The sequence below is a fragment of the Pseudomonas frederiksbergensis genome (assembly GCF_035751725.1).
Taxonomy (GTDB): Bacteria; Pseudomonadota; Gammaproteobacteria; order Pseudomonadales; family Pseudomonadaceae; genus Aquipseudomonas; species Aquipseudomonas frederiksbergensis_A.
On sequence record NZ_CP142104.1, the window covers coordinates 4,445,906 to 4,462,956 of the forward strand.

At 61.3% G+C, this 17,051-nt stretch carries 15 protein-coding genes; 4 read left to right on the forward strand and 11 right to left on the reverse strand.

Features of this window, described 5'->3' with window-relative positions; genetic code table 11:
• Positions 1 to 28: 28 nt before the first annotated feature.
• The 3 genes from VQ575_RS19755 to VQ575_RS19770 form a co-directional block, all read right to left on the reverse strand.
• Positions 29 to 937, reverse strand: coding sequence for an SDR family oxidoreductase (locus VQ575_RS19755; protein ID WP_039593284.1), 909 nt, complete (start codon positions 935 to 937; stop codon positions 29 to 31).
• A 78-nt stretch (positions 938 to 1,015) separates the two neighbouring features.
• Positions 1,016 to 1,519 (reverse strand): DUF4142 domain-containing protein, encoded by a 504-nt coding sequence (locus VQ575_RS19760; RefSeq protein WP_039593283.1) that lies wholly within the window; start codon positions 1,517 to 1,519, stop codon positions 1,016 to 1,018.
• Positions 1,520 to 1,865: 346 nt separating this feature from the next.
• Complete coding sequence (locus tag VQ575_RS19770; protein WP_045155297.1) at positions 1,866 to 3,215, reverse strand: sensor domain-containing protein; 1,350 nt, start codon at positions 3,213 to 3,215, stop codon at positions 1,866 to 1,868.
• A 367-nt stretch (positions 3,216 to 3,582) separates the two neighbouring features.
• On the opposite strand from VQ575_RS19770, the gene VQ575_RS19775 reads away from it, so the two are divergent.
• Together VQ575_RS19775 and VQ575_RS19780 are read left to right on the forward strand one after the other, a co-directional pair.
• Entirely contained in the window at positions 3,583 to 4,818 is a 1,236-nt protein-coding gene (locus VQ575_RS19775) for an aminotransferase class I/II-fold pyridoxal phosphate-dependent enzyme (protein ID WP_325918271.1), read from the forward strand.
• Positions 4,819 to 4,830: 12 nt separating this feature from the next.
• Positions 4,831 to 5,994, forward strand: coding sequence for a multidrug effflux MFS transporter (locus VQ575_RS19780; RefSeq protein ID WP_325918273.1), 1,164 nt, complete (start codon positions 4,831 to 4,833; stop codon positions 5,992 to 5,994).
• Here VQ575_RS19780 and yiaY read toward each other — a convergent pair.
• Positions 5,991 to 7,139, reverse strand: coding sequence for an L-threonine dehydrogenase (yiaY, locus tag VQ575_RS19785; protein WP_325918275.1), 1,149 nt, complete (start codon positions 7,137 to 7,139; stop codon positions 5,991 to 5,993). The genes VQ575_RS19780 and yiaY overlap by 4 nt on opposite strands.
• A 142-nt stretch (positions 7,140 to 7,281) precedes the next feature.
• On the opposite strand from yiaY, the gene VQ575_RS19790 reads away from it, so the two are divergent.
• Complete coding sequence (locus VQ575_RS19790; RefSeq protein WP_039593278.1) at positions 7,282 to 8,301, forward strand: DUF4917 family protein; 1,020 nt, start codon at positions 7,282 to 7,284, stop codon at positions 8,299 to 8,301.
• Positions 8,302 to 8,315: 14 nt separating this feature from the next.
• On the opposite strand, the gene VQ575_RS19795 is transcribed toward VQ575_RS19790, so the two are convergent.
• The 5 genes from VQ575_RS19795 to VQ575_RS19815 form a co-directional block, all read right to left on the reverse strand.
• Positions 8,316 to 8,897 (reverse strand): DJ-1/PfpI family protein, encoded by a 582-nt coding sequence (locus VQ575_RS19795; RefSeq protein WP_039593277.1) that lies wholly within the window; start codon positions 8,895 to 8,897, stop codon positions 8,316 to 8,318.
• Positions 8,898 to 9,128: 231 nt separating this feature from the next.
• The gene (locus VQ575_RS19800) at positions 9,129 to 10,346 is read right to left on the reverse strand and encodes a class I SAM-dependent methyltransferase (protein WP_039593276.1); all 1,218 of its coding nucleotides are present in this window, start codon (positions 10,344 to 10,346) and stop codon (positions 9,129 to 9,131) included.
• A 230-nt stretch (positions 10,347 to 10,576) separates the two neighbouring features.
• Positions 10,577 to 11,194 (reverse strand): TPM domain-containing protein, encoded by a 618-nt coding sequence (locus VQ575_RS19805; RefSeq protein WP_198724263.1) that lies wholly within the window; start codon positions 11,192 to 11,194, stop codon positions 10,577 to 10,579.
• A gap of 28 nt (positions 11,195 to 11,222) precedes the next feature.
• Positions 11,223 to 11,972: a TPM domain-containing protein gene (locus VQ575_RS19810; protein WP_325918276.1), complete on the reverse strand. Its 750-nt coding sequence runs from the start codon at positions 11,970 to 11,972 to the stop codon at positions 11,223 to 11,225.
• 41 nt (positions 11,973 to 12,013) lie between these two features.
• A complete protein-coding gene (locus tag VQ575_RS19815) occupies positions 12,014 to 12,622 on the reverse strand; it encodes a LemA family protein (protein WP_039593273.1) in 609 nt (202 codons plus the stop codon).
• Between the two features lie 260 nt (positions 12,623 to 12,882).
• Here VQ575_RS19815 and bglX point away from each other — a divergent pair, with 260 nt between their 5' ends.
• A complete protein-coding gene (gene bglX, locus VQ575_RS19820) occupies positions 12,883 to 15,174 on the forward strand; it encodes a beta-glucosidase BglX (RefSeq protein ID WP_039593272.1) in 2,292 nt (763 codons plus the stop codon).
• A gap of 69 nt (positions 15,175 to 15,243) precedes the next feature.
• On the opposite strand, the gene VQ575_RS19825 is transcribed toward bglX, so the two are convergent.
• Together VQ575_RS19825 and VQ575_RS19830 are read right to left on the reverse strand one after the other, a co-directional pair.
• Positions 15,244 to 16,401 (reverse strand): phospholipase D-like domain-containing protein, encoded by a 1,158-nt coding sequence (locus tag VQ575_RS19825; protein WP_325918278.1) that lies wholly within the window; start codon positions 16,399 to 16,401, stop codon positions 15,244 to 15,246.
• 1 nt (position 16,402) lies between these two features.
• Complete coding sequence (locus VQ575_RS19830; protein WP_325918280.1) at positions 16,403 to 16,993, reverse strand: YceI family protein; 591 nt, start codon at positions 16,991 to 16,993, stop codon at positions 16,403 to 16,405.
• Positions 16,994 to 17,051 lie beyond the last annotated feature (58 nt).

Below are 17,051 nucleotides of genomic sequence, written 5' to 3' on the forward strand. Positions count from 1 at the left end.
GCATGCCACTCGCGCACTCTTTCGGTCATCAGGGCAACGGGTTGCCGCCCGTCACACCAAATACTTCCCCAGTGATATAACTCGATTCCTGCGAAGCGAGCAGCACATAAAGCGGCGCGCATTCGGCGGGCTGTCCCGGACGTTTCATCGGCACCTGGGAACCGAACGTGGGAATTTTTTCCCTGGGTTGTCCGCCGCTGGGTTGCAGCACGGTCCAGATCGGCCCCGGCGCGACCGCATTGACACGAATCCCCTTGCTGATGACTTGCCCGGCCAACGCCTTGGTAAACGCCACGATCGCCGCTTTGGTGGTGGCGTAGTCCAGCAGCGTCGCGGACGGATCGTAGGACTGGATGGACGCGGTATTGATAATGGTCGCTCCCGCCGGCATCAGCGGCACCGCGGCCTTGCAGATCCAGAACATCGCGTAGATGTTGGTTTTCATGGTGTCGTCGAATTGCGCGGTGGTGATATCGGCAATGTCTTTTTGCGCTTCCTGCTTACCGGCGACATTCACCAGGATATCCAGGCCATCCAGTTGCTGCTGCGCCATCTTCACCATCTGGACGCAGAACGCCTCATCCTTCAAGTCACCTGGAATAGCGACGGCCTTGCGGCCCTCGGCCTTGATCAGCTCGATGACTTGCTGTGCATCGCGCTCCTCGCTGGGCAAATAATTGATCGCCACATCCGCGCCTTCCCGGGCGTAGGCGATGGCAGCGGCGCGACCGATCCCTGAGTCACCGCCGGTAATCAGCGCCTTGCGCCCCTCCAGGCGACCGAAACCCTGGTAGCTTTTTTCGCCATGATCGGGTTGCGGCACCATGTCCTGGTCAATGCCCGGCGGTGACTGTGGCTGGTCGGGAAATTCCGGACGCGGATACTGGGTCAGCGGATTCTGCATCGCGTATTGGTTGGGTTCTCGGCGTGTAGACATCGAGGTTCTCCTTTTCGGCGGGCAAAACGGGCCGGGACGCTGGCGCCCCGGTCCTGAACATGAAACGGGTGCGGTGGATCAGCGGCTGGCCTGCAACGCCCTGGCCATCTCGAGATGGGTTTGCAGCTTGGGCAGCGTTTCGTCAGCGAACGCCTTGATCTCCGGCACATTGGTGGTCTGGGCCTGTTGCTGGATCTGCTCGATGGCTTCCTCAGTGGCCTTGACCTGGCTGGCGGCATAGGCCGCTTCAAATGACTCACCCTCCGCCACCTGTGGCATCAGGGTCTTTGCCTTGTCCGCCACTTCTTCCCGTGGCGCGACAGGCAAATCAAGTTTCTTGGCGATTTTCGCCAGATGCTGGTTGGCGGTGGTGCGGTCGTTGATCACCATGATGGTGTAGTCCTTGACCTCCCGTGACTCCGCCTTCGAATGCGCCTCGCGGCTGGCTTCGATGTCGGCCATGCCTTTGGCGGACGCATCGTTGATGAACTCGACAGGTGACTGGGCCCACGCACTGTTGGCACCCAGGCCCATCAGCATGACAACACTGGTGGTGCGTAAAAAGGTGGCCATCCGGCTCATGGTCACGCCCTCCTCTGAAAGAAAATGCGATGGTTTTTCCACCGCGCAAATCAGAACCACCACGGATATTCAGCGAGATGTGCGACCCGGCTTGCGGCCAATCTCGGCTTTCAGCGGACTTTTATCGACACTCGCGACGGTGGTTCTCCCACTTTTGCGACCCGCTTCGGACACCTTCGTTCGATCGTGGGCAATGTTTCCCGGATAAATGTTGCTCGAACCGCGCATGATCCAGCCCTCCGTATTGCAAGAATGTTGGGCACGCGTACCCCGTATTTCATTTGAAATGGCCCGGGATTCAAGGTTTGGAAAAAGCGCTGGCGCCACGACGAACGGTGACGCGGACTCAGATGCCGAAGGCCCGGTGATTGTGGCGCTTGGCTGCGTACATCGCCTCATCGGCGTGGCGGAACAGGGTCACGTCCTCGGTGCCGTGGTCGGGAAAACAGGCCACGCCGATGCTCGGCTCGATGTTCAGGCAGTGGCCGTCCAGCCGTAGCGGCTGAGACAATGCCTGGCGGATTTTCTTTTGCACCCTGTCGGCGTCTTCCACACTGTGAATGCTGTGGAGCAACACCACGAACTCATCGCCACCGATGCGCGCAACGGTGTCGGTGTCACGTACGCACCCCTTCAATCGACTGGCGACCGCTTGCAGCAGCATGTCGCCGACGCCGTGACCGTAGGTGTCGTTGACCTGCTTGAAACGGTCCAGGTCGATATACAGCAACGCCATCCGCCCGGATGCAACGCGGGCCGCGGCAAGCGCGGCCTTGAACCGATCGCGCAACAACTCGCGATTGGGCACTTGGGTCAGTTGGTCGTACTGCGCCATGTGCTGGAGCCGGGCGTGCAGTTGCTGGCGCTCGATGGCCAGGGTGATCTGGGCGCAGACGTATTGCAGCAGTTCCTTGTCCTGCTCCGTATAGCGCTCGCTGTCCGGGGCGCTCTTGACGATCAACGCGCCGATCGTGCTGCTCTGGGAATTGAGCGGCACGCCCAGCCAGCAAGGCGCATCGGGTTTCGCCACGAGATCGCAGAACTCCACGGGCGACGCGCTGCAACCGGGCGTGAGCAGGATCGGCTGTCCACTGCGTATCACTTCGGCACATAAGCGCCCGACCGCCGTGCCCGGTAGCTCTGGCTGTCGCTCCCGATCGTCGACGTGATAGGCAAAGTTGAGTTGCTCGCACTGCTCGTCATACAGCGCCACCGAGAAATTCAGCGCCGGCAGCCATTCGCCAATAATGAAGTGAATACGCTTGAACAACGCCAGCAGATCGGCGGCGGCGTGGGCCGCCTCGGAAATGGCATATAACGCAGCCTGCCGGGACTCCGCCTGCTTGCGCTCGGTGATGTCGCGGGCCACGGCGATGCGCAGTTGGTCAGCCTCGGACCAGCGCGCCGACCACAGGATATGCACCACCCCACCGTCCTTGCGCAGGTAGCGATTCTCAAAATTGAGCTTGGGCTCGCCCTCCATGACCTCTCGCGCGGCATCCAGGGTTCGCTGACGGTCGGCGGGGTGCACCAGGTCAATCATCGCCCGGCCAATCAGCTCTTGGGGGGTGTAGCCGAGAATACGCTCGCAGGCGGCGCTGACGAACACGAAGCGCCCCTGGGCATCGACAGCGCATACAGCGTCGAGCAGCAGATCGAGGTAACTGGCCAACGGCGTGGAATATCGAATGTCCATGGCGCGCAAGCCGTCCGGATAATGAGGCAATGGGCGAACCGGGTCATCACCCGTTCACGACGCCAATAGGGCATGCGAAGCCGACGTACACCCCACGGTAGTGATGAGGATAGCGCAGGGTGTCGACAGATGGTTACCCAGACGCCTGAAGATAGCAAACGCCCCAGGCACGGGGATCAGGGCGCAGCTCCGACATGGCAGACGGATTTCCCGTCCAAGCCCCTGGGCAGGGTCCTACGCAGAAGTCTCCAGTAACACTCAAACACACCGGAATCGGCCGATTCAAAGCCCCGCCGATCAGACTGTAAAGTCTGGAAACACAAGCCCCCACGGACAGCAACGCTCAACCAAGGAATGTACTCACGCCATGAATCAGATTGCCCAGCCCACTCAGCACTTCAATAACTATCGCAAAATCATTTCCCTGGCCGACCAGGATTGGCAGAACGCCGAAAGCGGCAGAATTGCTGGATTGAATGTCGAGGTCCAGTCGCCCAACGTCCTCGTCGACCAATATGGTCGTACCTTGCATCACTTCTGCACCACGTCGTACCTGGGCCTGGATTATCACCCCGCCTTGCTGGACGGCGCCATGATGACCCTATGGGAAACCGGGACCCTGCGTGTCGCCAACTCGAAGAACCGCAGCCGGCTGGCAATCCTGGACCAATACGAAACCCAGCTGTCGGAACTGTTCGGTGCCAGTTGCCTCAGTGCGCTGTCATGCAGCGCGGCGAGCGCGGGGATCCTGCCACTGTTGGCCAGTGGCGCGCTAACCGGCAACCGTCCGCCGCTGATGGTGTTCGACAAGCAGGCCCACTACTCAATGAACCATCTCAAGGCCGCGTGCGCCGATGAAACCGAGGTCATTACCTGCCCGCATAACGACATGGATTTTCTCGAGGACGCGTGCAAACGCCGGGGTAACGTGGCCTACGTGACTGACGGCGCCTACAGCATGGGTGGCATGGCGGACCTGGACAGCCTGCTGTATCTCAAGCAGCGTTATGGCCTGTTTCTTTATCTGGACGATTCCCACGCCCTGTCAACCGTCGGGACTGGCGGCATGGGCCTGGTGCGCTCGCGGATCCACGCGGTGGATGAGCGAATCCTGATCGTTGCCTCGCTGGCCAAGTCATTCGGGGCCAGCGGTGGGCTGGCCATGTTCGGCAACGAACGGCACAAGACGCTCGTACAACGCTACGGCGGCCCGACCAATTGGTCGCAGAGCCTCAACTCGGCGGCTATTGGCGCAGGCATGGCCTCGATCCGCTTGCATCGCAGCCAAGAATTCCATGCCCTGCAAGAGCGCTTGCAGGCTAATATCCGCTTCTTCGACAGCCTCATCCGCACCGAACAGTATGCAAGCCCCATGGCGATCCGGCTGGTGCGCTGCGGTGAGGCAGCCCTGGCCACCCGGCTGGCGGTCGAGCTGGCCGACCTGGGGTATTTCACTTCAGCGGTATTTTTCCCGGTGGTCCCCCAAGACAAGGCCGCGATCCGCATCACCCTGCGGGCCGACATGGAGCCGGAGGTGATTCGTTCCTTCTGCGAACGGCTCACCGATCTTTTGGTAGCCAACGGACGTGACATCTGTTCTTGAAACGAGCCCTTGATGAAAAACCGTACAACGCTGATCGTCACTTGCACCACGGTCTTCCTGGCACAGCTGGGCATGAGCATTTACCTACCGGCCCTGCCGGACATTGCCCAGGCCCTGGGCGCGGATGCGTCCCGAGTGTCGTGGGGCTTGTCGGTGTACCTGATCGGCATGGCCCTGCCGATGCTGATGTGGGGCAGCCTGAGCCAGCGCATCGGGCGCAAGCCTGTGCTGTTGGCGGCATTGACGCTGTACGGTTTGGGGAACCTGGCGTTGCCGCTGGGCACGACGATCGAAACGTTCCTGGCGTTCAGGTTGATCCAGGGCATCGGCGCCAGCGGCATTTCGGTGATGGCACGGGTGTTGATCCGTGACAGCTTCAGCGGCGACCTGCTGGCCAAGGCCTTGTCCTGGATATCGATTGCCTTTGTGGTTGCCCTCGGCATCGGCCAATACCTCGGCTCGCTGATCCAGGCTGTGTTTGGGTGGGAAGCGATTTTTCTCGGTTTGGGCGCGGCCAGCCTGGTCATGGCCGCCGCCGTGTCAACGGCAACATTCCCGGTGCTTGCCGAAGGTAGCAACGGACAATCAGCGTGGCGGATCTATGGACGGATACTCCAGCATCGCGGTTTTCTGTTACCAGCTTTGGCGGGCGGCTTGGGCTACGGCGTCATCATCGCCTTCAATACCGCCGCGCCGCTGATTCTGCAGGAGAGCTTCCACTGGTCGCCCATCGAGTACGGGCTGCTGGGCTGGCCGATCAGCGCGGCGTATCTGCTGGGCGCGCTCGCGGTGAACGCTTTTGTGCTGCGAACGGGCCAGCGGCGGCTGATGGGCTGGGGCATCGCCTTGGTAGTGGGCGGCAGCGCGACCATGCTGGCAGGAAGCGTTTCACTGAGCAGCGTCGCGCTTGTGTTCTGGTTGCCGTACTGCTTCGCGGTGTTTGGCCAGTCGCTGAACTATCCAATCAGCCTGTCGCTGGCAAACGAAGGCTCGCCGATCGCCGGCGCTTACGCCATGGCATTGAGCGGGTTCCTGCACCAGCTGATGGCTTCGGTGATCGGTGCCATGGCCAGCCTGTTGTTGAGTCAACAGGCCTGGCCACTGGCGGTGCTGTGCACGTTGTTAGCGGTGGCGGCGATGCTGTGCGCAAGGTTCACGCCGCCCCGGGTCGCTTAGAAAGCGCTGCGGAAAATTTCCTCGATTTGCCGCTGGTCCGCCGCCCGCGGGTTGGTCAGGCCGCATGCGTCCTTCAGGGCATTGGCAGCCAGCACCGGCACGTCATTGAGGCGCATGCCCAACTCCCGCAAGCCTGCTGGAATATCCACGTCCACGGCCAGGCTGCGAATCGCCGCGATGGCGGCCTGCGCGCCTTCTTCAGGGCTGAACCCGCGAATATCGGCGCCCATGGCGTGGGCTACGTCCGTCAGCCGGACGGCACATACCATGGCATTGAAACTCTGCACATGGGGCAGCAATACGGCGTTGCATACACCATGGGGCAAGTCATAGAAGCCGCCCAACTGGTGCGCCATCGCATGCACGAAACCCAGCGAAGCATTATTGAATGCCATCCCCGCGAGAAACTGTGCGTAAGCCATATTCTCCCGCGCCGACAAATCGTTGCCGTCACGCACGGCCAGACGCAGGTTGTTGCTGATCAATGTAATCGCCTTAAGGGCACAGGCGTCGGTGATGGGCGTGGCGGCCGTGGAGACATAAGCCTCGATCGCGTGAGTCAACGCATCCATGCCGGTGGCGGCGGTCAAGCCCTTGGGCATCGCCACCATCAGGGCCGGGTCATTGACCGACATCAGCGGCGTTACGTTACGGTCGACGATGGCCATTTTCACGTGGCGCGTATCGTCGGTGATGATGCAGAAACGGGTCATTTCACTGGCGGTGCCCGCCGTGGTGTTGATGGCAATCAAGGGCAGCTGCGGCTTGCTGGAACGATCGACGCCTTCGTAGTCGCGGATCTGTCCACCGTTGGTCGCGCACAGCGCGATGCCCTTGGCGCAGTCATGGGGGGAGCCGCCGCCCAGCGACACGATGAAATCGCATCGGCTTTCTTTCAGCAAACCGAGCCCGAGTTCGACGTTGGCAATGCTCGGGTTGGGCTTGGCACCGTCGTAGATCACCGCGTCGACGTCCTGGATCGCCAGCAACTCGGCCACTTTGGTGGCAACACCGGCCTTCGCCAACCCAACGTCGGTGACGATGAGCGCCTTGCGAAAACCGTAGTTGCGGATGGCGGTCATCGCCTCGTCGAGGCAACCCAGGCCCATGATGTTCACGGCTGGAATGAAAAAAGTGCTGCTCATGGGGACACGCTCCTGAAAGAGGCCGAATCGGCAGGGGCGTACAGGATTGACCGACTGGTCACGACGTATCTTGATCTGGCTCAAGACTGGGTCGTGATAAAGTCACGCCCTGCCTTTGCCACGTTTTGAGATGACTTTCGCGATGACCGATTTCCAGGAATACGACGCCCGGCTCGAAGAGTGGGAGACCTTGCGCGCCGACACCACCTTCAGCGGCCTGTTGGTAGGCAATGGCGCCAGCCGCGCCGTGTGGGACGATTTCGGCTACGACTCATTGTTCGAGAACGCCCGTACCGTCGAGGAAAAACCCTTGAGTGCGTCGGAACTGAGCGTGTTCGACGCACTGCAGACGCGAAGTTTCGAACAGGTGCTGGGGGCATTGAAAACCACCAGCCGGGTCAACAAGGCCCTGGCCGTCAGCTCCGCCGCGCCGCGCAATCGTTATTACGCGATCAAGGAAGCGCTGATCAACACCGTACACGCCGTGCATATTCCTTGGCGGCTGGTACAACCCTCGACCCTGGCAAGCCTGAACCAAGAATTGGGGCGCTACCGCACGGTGTTCACCACCAACTACGATTTGCTGAGCTATTGGGCGCTACAGCACGCGCCCGAGACGTTCACCGATCTGTTCCTGGGCGCCGATCACAGCTTCGACTTGAGCCAGACCCACCTCGACAAACCTCGCCTCTTGTACCTGCACGGCGGCCTGCACCTGGTGCGCAACCAGGACGGGACGGCACGCAAGCTCACGTCCACCGAAGGCACGCTGCTGGGCAGTTTCGCCATCAACAACACCATCAAGACCCTTGACGATGTACCGTTGCTGGTCAGCGAAGGCCCGAGCCAGGACAAGCTCAAGACCATCCGCAGCAGCGACTATCTGTCGTTCTGCTACGACCAACTGCTGCACCATCACGACAACCTTTGCCTGTTCGGCCACGCCCTCGGCGAGCAGGACAACCACATCGTCCACGCCTTGCGCCAGGCAGCGCCGAAGACCGTTGCCCTCTCGATCTACCCGCGCAGCCAGGCGTTCATCCAGCACCAGAAACGGCATTACGCCAAGCTATTCCAAGGGCTGGACACGCAGCTGCGCTTTTTCGATGCCAAGAGTCATCCGCTGGGCGATCCGAAGTTGACGGTGCCGGTGGAGGTCTAGCCTCTCGATGGCGCCTACAAGGTAATCGCCGTACCGAGCAACGTCAGGAACCCCGCCAGCCAATTCGGGTGCGCCGGCCAGGCCGGTGCCGTGGCCAGGTTGCCCTGGACGTGGCCTTCGGTCACCGGGATGTCGATGAACGTCCCGCCAGCCAAGCGCACTTCCGGGGCACAGGCCGGATAGGCGCTGCACTCGCGCCCTTCCAGGATGCCCGCCGCCGCCAGCAACTGCGCACCGTGGCACACCGCCGCGATCGGCTTTCCCGCCATGTCGAAATCGCGCACCAGTTGCAGGACTTTTTCGTTCAGTCGCAAGTATTCCGGCGCTCGACCGCCTGGCACCAGCAACGCATCGTAGTCGGTCGCCTCGACGCCGGCGAAGTCATGGTTGAGGGCGAACAGATGTCCTGGTTTTTCGCTGTAGGTCTGGTCGCCCTCGAAGTCATGAATCGCCGTGCGGACAGTCTGCCCAGACGTCTTGTCCGGGCAGACGGCATGGACGGTGTGGCCGACCATCTGCAAGGCCTGGAACGGCACCATGACTTCGTAATCTTCGACGTAATCGCCGACCAGCATGAGGATTTTCTTGGCGGCCATGGAATGGGCTCCTTTGGAATGCGTGGAGGAATGAACGCATTAAAGGTAGTCCGCTGTAACAGAACGGGGGCAAATCCTCGCCGCGAGCTGACGGGCTGCATCGTAGCGCGCTGACGGTGAACATTTGTGGGAGCGAGCCCGCTCGCGAATCAGGCGGCGCGGGTTGTCAGGCGCACCGCGTTTCCGTGCTTCGCGAGCGGTCTCGCTCCCACAGGGTTCCGGTCGGTGTTGTCAGGCAAGGTACCCATCTGCCCGCAGCAGCGTTTCGAGGCAGTGCTCGGTGATGTGGTAGAAGGCCTTGAGTTCTTCGATCTTGGCGAGCAGTTCGGCCGGCTGCACCGGTTCGGCGCGCTTGACGGCCAGGATCATCTTGTTTTTGTTGGTGTGGTCCAGGGAAATGAACTCGAACACCTTGGTCTCGTAGCCACACGCTTCGAGAAACAGGGCCCGCAGGCTGTCGGTGACCATTTCCGCCTGTTGGCCCAGATGGAGGCCGTATTGCAACATCGGCTTGAGCAGCGCCGGGCTCTGGATTTGCAGGCGGATCTGCTTGTGGCAGCACGGCGAGCACATGATGATCGAGGCGCCCGAGCGGATGCCCATGTGGATGGCATAGTCGGTAGCAATGTCGCAGGCGTGCAAGGCGATCATCACATCCACCGCGCTCGGCGCCACGCTGCGCACGTCGCCATGCTGGAAGCTCAGGCCCGGGTGCTCGAGCCGGGCGGCGGCTTCGTTGCACAGCTTGACCATATCCTCGCGCAGCTCGACACCGGTGACCACGCCTTCGGCCTGCAAGGTGTTGCGCAGGTAATCATGGATGGCGAAGGTCAGGTAGCCCTTGCCCGAGCCGAAATCCGAGACTCGCACCGGTTTGTCCAAGGCCAATGGCGAAGACGTGAGGGCGTGGCTGAAGACCTCGATGAACTTGTTGATCTGCTTCCACTTGCGCGACATCGCCGGGATCAGCTCATGTTTGTGGTTGGTCACGCCCAGGTCGGCCAAAAAGGGCCGGCCCAGGTCGAGGAAGCGGTTCTTCTCACGGTTGTGCCCGGCGGACGGCACCTCCCGCAGTTGCTGGGGCTTGCTCTTGAACAGCGAGCTCTTGCCCTTCTTGCTGTATTCCAGCTGCGCCTCGTCGGTGACCGCCAGCAAATGCGCGTTCTTGAACGAAGCCGGCAACAGCGCGGCGACGGTCTCCACGCCTTCGGCCAGCGAAAAATTCTTGGTGATGTCTCGCGTCTTGTAGCGGTAGACGAAGGACAAGCACGGCTGATCCTTGACCGTCAGTTGCTTGATGATCAACCGCTGCAGATCAGGTTCGTCACCGGCGTACTTGGCCAGCACCAGCTTGATGAACGCGTTTTGATCGAGGCTGGTTTGCAGCAGTTCGATGAACTGAGCGTGGTGATCCGGCGCAGGACGGGCGGGAGTTGCGGTAGCGGACATGGAAAAGCGGCCTCGGTGCGGGCGGATCGGGAATGGCGGGTATTTTAGGGGGGATCCGATGCCGGGGCACGGGGAAATTTCCTGTAGCGAGCGGATTTATCCCCGTTGGGCTGCGCAACAGACCCGAATCAGACGACAGGTCTCGACCCATAACCGCTTATCGACTAAAGGGGCTACGCTGCCAGCGGGGATAAATCCCCTCGCCACGACGGTGTCCGGCAGAAAATCACTCAGCCCAACACCACCAACCGATTCGGCAGTTCATTACGCGCATGGGTCACCGGCACGTGTTCCTTGAGCAGTTCGCCGCAAGCCTCGATGCAGGTCACAAAACCTTGCAACGTCTGCCCCTGGCGAACCTGCTGGGTAAACGCAGTGACAATCGCATCCCAATGGCTGTTGTCGAGTCGCTTGGAAATGCCTTCGTCCACCAGGATCTCCACATAGCGCTCGGCCTCGCAGACGAAGATGAGCATGCCGGTGCTGCCGACGGTGTGATGCAGGTTCTGTTCGAGGAATTGCCGGCGCGCCAGGTTGGAAGCCCGCCAGTGGCGTACGGAACGAGGAATCAAGTGGGTCGTGATGGCAGGAATGCGAAACACCAGGCACAACATGATGAAGCTGGCCCACTGCACCCACAGCAGGCTGTGCATAGTCAACCAGCCCGTCAGGTAATGCAGGATGCCAGGAGCCACCAGCGCCAGCAGGCTGGCCCACAACAAAGGGATGTAGGCGTAGTCGTCGGCGCGGGCGGCAAGCACCGTGACCAGCTCGGCGTCGGTGTCGCGCTCGACCCGGGCGATGGCCTCGGCCACTTTGCGCTGTTCGTGTTCAGTCAGTAATGCCATGTGTTAAAAAATCCGCTCATTATTGTTGTCACCAGCCGCCCGACGAACCACCGCCACCGAAACTGCCTCCCCCACCACTGAAGCCGCCGCCCCCGCCGCCACCGAGGCCACCACCGCCGCCTCCGTAACTGCTACCGCCGGAACCGCCGCCGCTGGGCAGGATACCGAGCATTTGGCAGACAAATATCGTCAGGATGAAAAGCATCGCCAGGAAGATGAACAACCCTGGGTGGCGCTCGACGAAGTCGCCCTCGTCCTGACCATCCCCGTTGTACGCCGCAGCCGGTTCATCGAGGGGGCTGCCGCCCAATACCACGAGCATCGCCGCCACGCCGTCACTGATGCCCTTGTTGAAATTGCCCGTCTTGAACGCCGGAGTGATCACCTGGTTGATGATCACTGAACTCTGGGCGTCCGTTAGGCGGTCTTCCAGGCCGTAGCCTACTTCGATGCGCAGTCTACGGTCATCGCGCGCCACGATCAGCAGCGCGCCGTTGTTCTTGTCTTTTTGACCGATGCCCCAGTGGCGGCCCAGTTGGTAGCCGAAGTCTTCGATGCTGTCGCCTTGAAGATCGGCCAGCGTGACGACGACCACTTGTTCCCCGGTTGCCTGTTCATGGGCCTTGAGTTGCGCATCGAGTTGCGAGCGCACCGACGGATCGAGCATCTGGGCGGTGTCCACCACCCGGCCGGTCAGCGCCGGGAAGCTCAATTGGGCCTGGGCGGTGGCTGCAAATACCCAGAGCAACAGCACCAGGCCAAACTTCAACACTCGCATCGCAACTCCTGTGTGGGAGTGAGCCCGCTCCCCCAGTTTTTTCAGAACTTCACTTCAGGGGCTTTCTCGGCATTCGGGCTGGTGGCCTCGAACGTCTCGCGAATCGGTAAATCGCTGTACAACACGCTGTGCCAAAGGCGTCCCGGGAAGGTGCGGATCTCGGTGTTGTACTTTTGCACCGCGAGGATGAAGTCGCGACGCGCCACGGCGATGCGGTTCTCGGTGCCTTCGAGTTGCGATTGCAGCGCCAGGAAGTTCTGGTTGGCCTTCAGGTCCGGGTAGCGCTCGGACACCACCATCAAGCGGCTCAATGCGCCACTCAACTGATCCTGGGCTTGCTGGAATTGCTTGAGTTTCTCCGGGTTATCCAGCGTGCTGGCATCGACCTGGATCGAAGTGGCCTTGGCCCGGGCTTCGATCACCGCCGTCAGGGTTTCCTGCTCATGCTGGGCATAACCCTTTACGGTTTCCACCAGGTTGGGAATCAGGTCGGCACGGCGCTGATATTGATTCTGCACTTGGCCCCAGGCCGCCTTGGCCTGCTCGTCCAGGGTCGGGATGTTGTTGATACCGCAACCGGCCAATAGCGTGGTGAATAACATCAGCGCCAGCATTTGCAGGCCGCGAGGGTGGTTCAGTCGTGGATTCATCAGGTCGAGCTCTCCCTTGCATTGCATAAAAAAAACACCGCCACCTATCTTGCCGGTGTCTGGGGCATAATCGCCGCCGCACTGGATCGAATCGGGTCTATGGGCTAAAAGATGCGCGGTGCGAAACTAAGTTCATCGGCACAGGTTCGAAAGTGTGCTGCATTGAATTGATCACACCTGAACAACAATAGCCGCTCCTCACATTTAGGCTGACCGGCGTGTCCTGATCAACGCCCTTTAGGCTTGCGAGAAAATTATTCATGAAGAAGCTGTGTTTGCTGGGCCTGTTTGTCACTCTGGCCAGTCAATCCGTATTAGCCGACAACCTGCCAGCCCCCATAGAGAACAAGGACGCCTTCATCAGCAACCTGATGAAGCAGATGACCCTCGAAGAAAAGATCGGCCAGCTGCGCCTGATCAGCATCGGCCCGGAGATGCCCCGGGAGATGATCCGCAAGGAGATCGCCGCAGGCAACATCGGTGGCACATTCAACTCCATCACGCGCGATGAGAACCGTCCGATGCAGGACGCGGCCATGCGCAGCCGGCTGAAGATCCCGATGTTCTTCGCCTATGACGTGATCCATGGCCACCGCACGATTTTCCCGATTCCCCTGGCCCTGGCTTCGAGCTGGGACATGGACGCCATCTACCGCTCAGGCCGCGTCGCAGCCAAGGAAGCGGCGGCCGACAGCCTGGACATCACCTTCGCGCCCATGGTCGACATTTCCCGTGACCCACGCTGGGGCCGGACCTCCGAAGGCTTCGGCGAAGACACTTACCTGGTGTCGCGCATTGCCGGGGTGATGGTCAAGGCGTTCCAGGGCACCGGTGCCAACGCGGCCGACAGCATCATGGCCAGCGTCAAGCATTTCGCCCTGTATGGCGCCGTTGAAGGCGGCCGGGACTACAACACCGTGGACATGAGCCCGGTGAAAATGTACCAGGACTACCTGCCGCCCTATCGCGCCGCCATTGACGCCGGCGCCGGCGGGGTGATGGTCGCGCTCAACTCCATCAACGGCGTACCGGCCACCGCCAACACTTGGCTGATGCACGACCTGTTGCGCAAGGAATGGGGCTTCAAGGGCCTGGCCGTCAGCGACCATGGCGCGATTTTCGAGTTGATCAAGCACGGCGTCGCCCGGGACGGCCGCGAAGCAGCCAAACTGGCGATCAAGGCCGGCATCGACATGAGCATGAACGACTCGCTCTACGGCAAGGAACTGCCGGGGCTGCTCAAGGCCGGCGAGATCGAACAGAGCGACATCGACAATGCGGTGCGTGAAGTGCTGGCCGCCAAGTACGACATGGGCCTGTTCAAGGATCCGTACCTGCGAATCGGCAAGGCCGAGGATGACCCGGCCGACGTCTACGCCGACAGTCGCATGCACCGCGCCGATGCTCGCGACGTAGCGCGCCGCAGCCTGGTCCTGCTGGAAAACCGCAACCAGACCCTGCCGTTGAAGAAAACCGCGAAGATCGCCCTGGTCGGCCCGCTGGCCAAGGCGCCGATCGATATGATGGGCAGTTGGGCCGCCGCCGGGCGTCCGGCGCTGTCGGTCACCGTGTACGACGGCATGGCCCGCGCATTGGGCGACGAGTCGAAGCTGATCTACGCCCGTGGGGCCAATATCACCGGCGACAAGAAGGTCCTCGACTACTTGAACTTCCTCAACTTCGACGCCCCTGAAGTCGTGGACGACCCGCGTCCGGCCCAGGTATTGATCGATGAAGCAGTGAAAGCCGCCAAGGAAGCGGACGTGGTCGTGGCCGCCGTGGGCGAGTCCCGTGGCATGTCCCATGAATCGTCAAGCCGCACAGAGCTGAACATCCCCGCCAGCCAGCGCGAGCTGATCAAGGCCCTGAAGGCCACTGGCAAGCCGTTGGTGCTGGTATTGATGAACGGCCGTCCATTGTCGTTGCTGGAAGAAAAGCAGCAGGCCGATGCGATTCTGGAAACCTGGTTCAGCGGCACCGAAGGCGGCAACGCCATCGCGGACGTGCTGTTCGGCGACTACAACCCATCGGGCAAGCTGCCGATCACCTTCCCTCGCTCGGTTGGCCAGATTCCTACCTACTACAATCATCTGAGCATCGGTCGGCCGTTCACGCCGGGCAAACCAGGCAACTACACCTCCCAATACTTCGACGACACCACTGGCCCGCTCTACCCGTTCGGCTACGGCCTGAGCTACACGACGTTCAGCCTGTCGGACATGGCCCTGTCGTCCACCACACTGAACAAGACCGGCAAGCTTGATGCCAGCATCACCTTGGAAAACACCGGCGAGCGCGACGGCGAAACCGTGGTGCAGCTGTACATCCAGGACGTCACCGGCTCGATCATCCGCCCGGTGAAAGAGCTGAAGAACTTCCGCAAGGTGATGCTCAAGGCTGGCGAGAAGAAGGTCATTCACTTCACTATTACCGAAGACGACCTGAAGTTCTTCAACGCCCAGCTCAAGTACGCCGCGGAACCGGGCAAGTTCAATGTGCAGATCGGCCTGGATTCCCAGGATGTGAAGCAGCAGAGTTTCGAGTTGCTCTGATTCAGCAATACCGCAATACCCCGTGGGAGCGGGCTTGCTCGCTCCTCACTTGGGTCTTGCGGTGGACGCTCAGCCTCGCCGATCCAACAGGTTCACCACCACCCGATCCACCAGCCCCCATAACCGCTGCTTGAACCGCTTCCACAGCGGCCGACGCTGCCAGGTGTCGAGGCTCACTTGCAGGCTCTGCTCAAAATCCCGCTCGAAACTGGCGGCCACTGCGCTGCTGAGCCTGGAGTCGAGGGCTTCGAGGTTGGCTTCGAGGTTGAACCGCAGGTTCCAGTGATCGAAATTGCACGAGCCGATACTGACCCAATCGTCCACCAGCACCATTTTCAAGTGCAGGAAGCAAGGCTGGTATTCATAGATTTTGACCCCGGCCTTGAGCAAGCGCGGGTAGTAGCGATGGCCTGCATATCGCACCGACGGATGATCGGTGCGCGGACCGGTCAGCAACAGCCGCACATCGATGCCCCGCGCCGCGGCCTTGCGCAGCGAGCGGCGCACGTTCCAGGTCGGCAGGAAATAGGGCGTGGCCATCCAGATGCGTTTCTGGCCACTGTTCAATGCCCGTGACAGCGATTGCAGGATGTCGCGATGCTGGCGGGCGTCGGCATACGCCACCCGGCCCATGCCTTCGCCCACCGGCGGAACGCGGGGCAGACGCGGCAAGCCGAAATTGGACGCCGGCTTCCAGGCCCGCCGATGACGGTTGGCAAGCCACTGGCGATCGAACAGCAACTGCCAGTCGAGCACCAGCGGGCCGACGATTTCCACCATCACTTCATGCCAGTCGCTGCGGTCGTCCAAAGGGTTCCAGAACTCGTCGGTGACCCCGGTGCCGCCCACCACCGCCAGGCGTTGATCGACCAGCAGCAGCTTGCGGTGATCGCGGTAGAGATTGCGTACCCAGCGGCGCCAACTCAGGCGGTTATAAAAGCGCAGCTCCACGCCCGCCTGGATCAGGCGATTGCGCAGGCACAGGGTAAACGCCAGGCTGCCATAGTCATCGAACAGGCAGCGCACGCGAACACCGCGCTCGGCGGCCTGGACAAGGGCTTGGACCATCGCCTCGGCGCAGGCACCCGCTTCCACCAGGTACAACTCCAGTTCGACCTGCTCCTGGGCGCGGGCGATCTCCACCAGCATGCGCGGGAAAAACTGCGGGCCGTCGATCAACAGTTCGAAGCGATTGCCTTCACGCCAGGGAAAGACCGGGCCGCTCATGTCAGCGCGCCGTGAAAATCAGCACCGCATTCACCGGCACCGACAGGCTGATGGTCGACAATCCGGCCAGGTTGCGCAGCTTTTCCAGGCCCGGCGCCAGGTCGAAATCCGCCGCGTTGAGCACCACCGGCTCCAGGGTGACCACTTGGAAACGGCGCTCATCCAGGCGAGTCGCCAGCAGCTGCACATTGTATTCGTGCTGCTTGCCGTGCAGGTCCACTGTCACCGGCAGGCGCAACTCCAGTTGCGCGCCGTTGGCCAGGTCCTGGATGGGTATCAAGTCGAGCTGCGCAGTAATGGTGGCTTCTGCAAACCGCTTGATCTCGAACAGCTCGGCGCGCATGCGCTCGTCCCGCAGGGGAATGCCGCTGTTGATGGATTCGAGTTCGACCTCCAGCCGTGCCAGGCCCTTGGGCTGGACTTGGCCGTGAAGCACCAGGAACCGCTGGACCTCGGAGACATTGCCGTTTTTGCTGCTGATGAAGGAGAGCCGCGAGGATTCACCGTCCAGGTACCAGTCGGCCTGGGCCGGCAGCGCGGCGCAGGCCAGGAGCAAGGTGGTGACAACGTGGGAGAAAGACCGCTTGAACATACAGACTCGGGGGTAGATAAACCTGTGGCGAACCTTAACCGGGCCGAGGGCGCTTGCA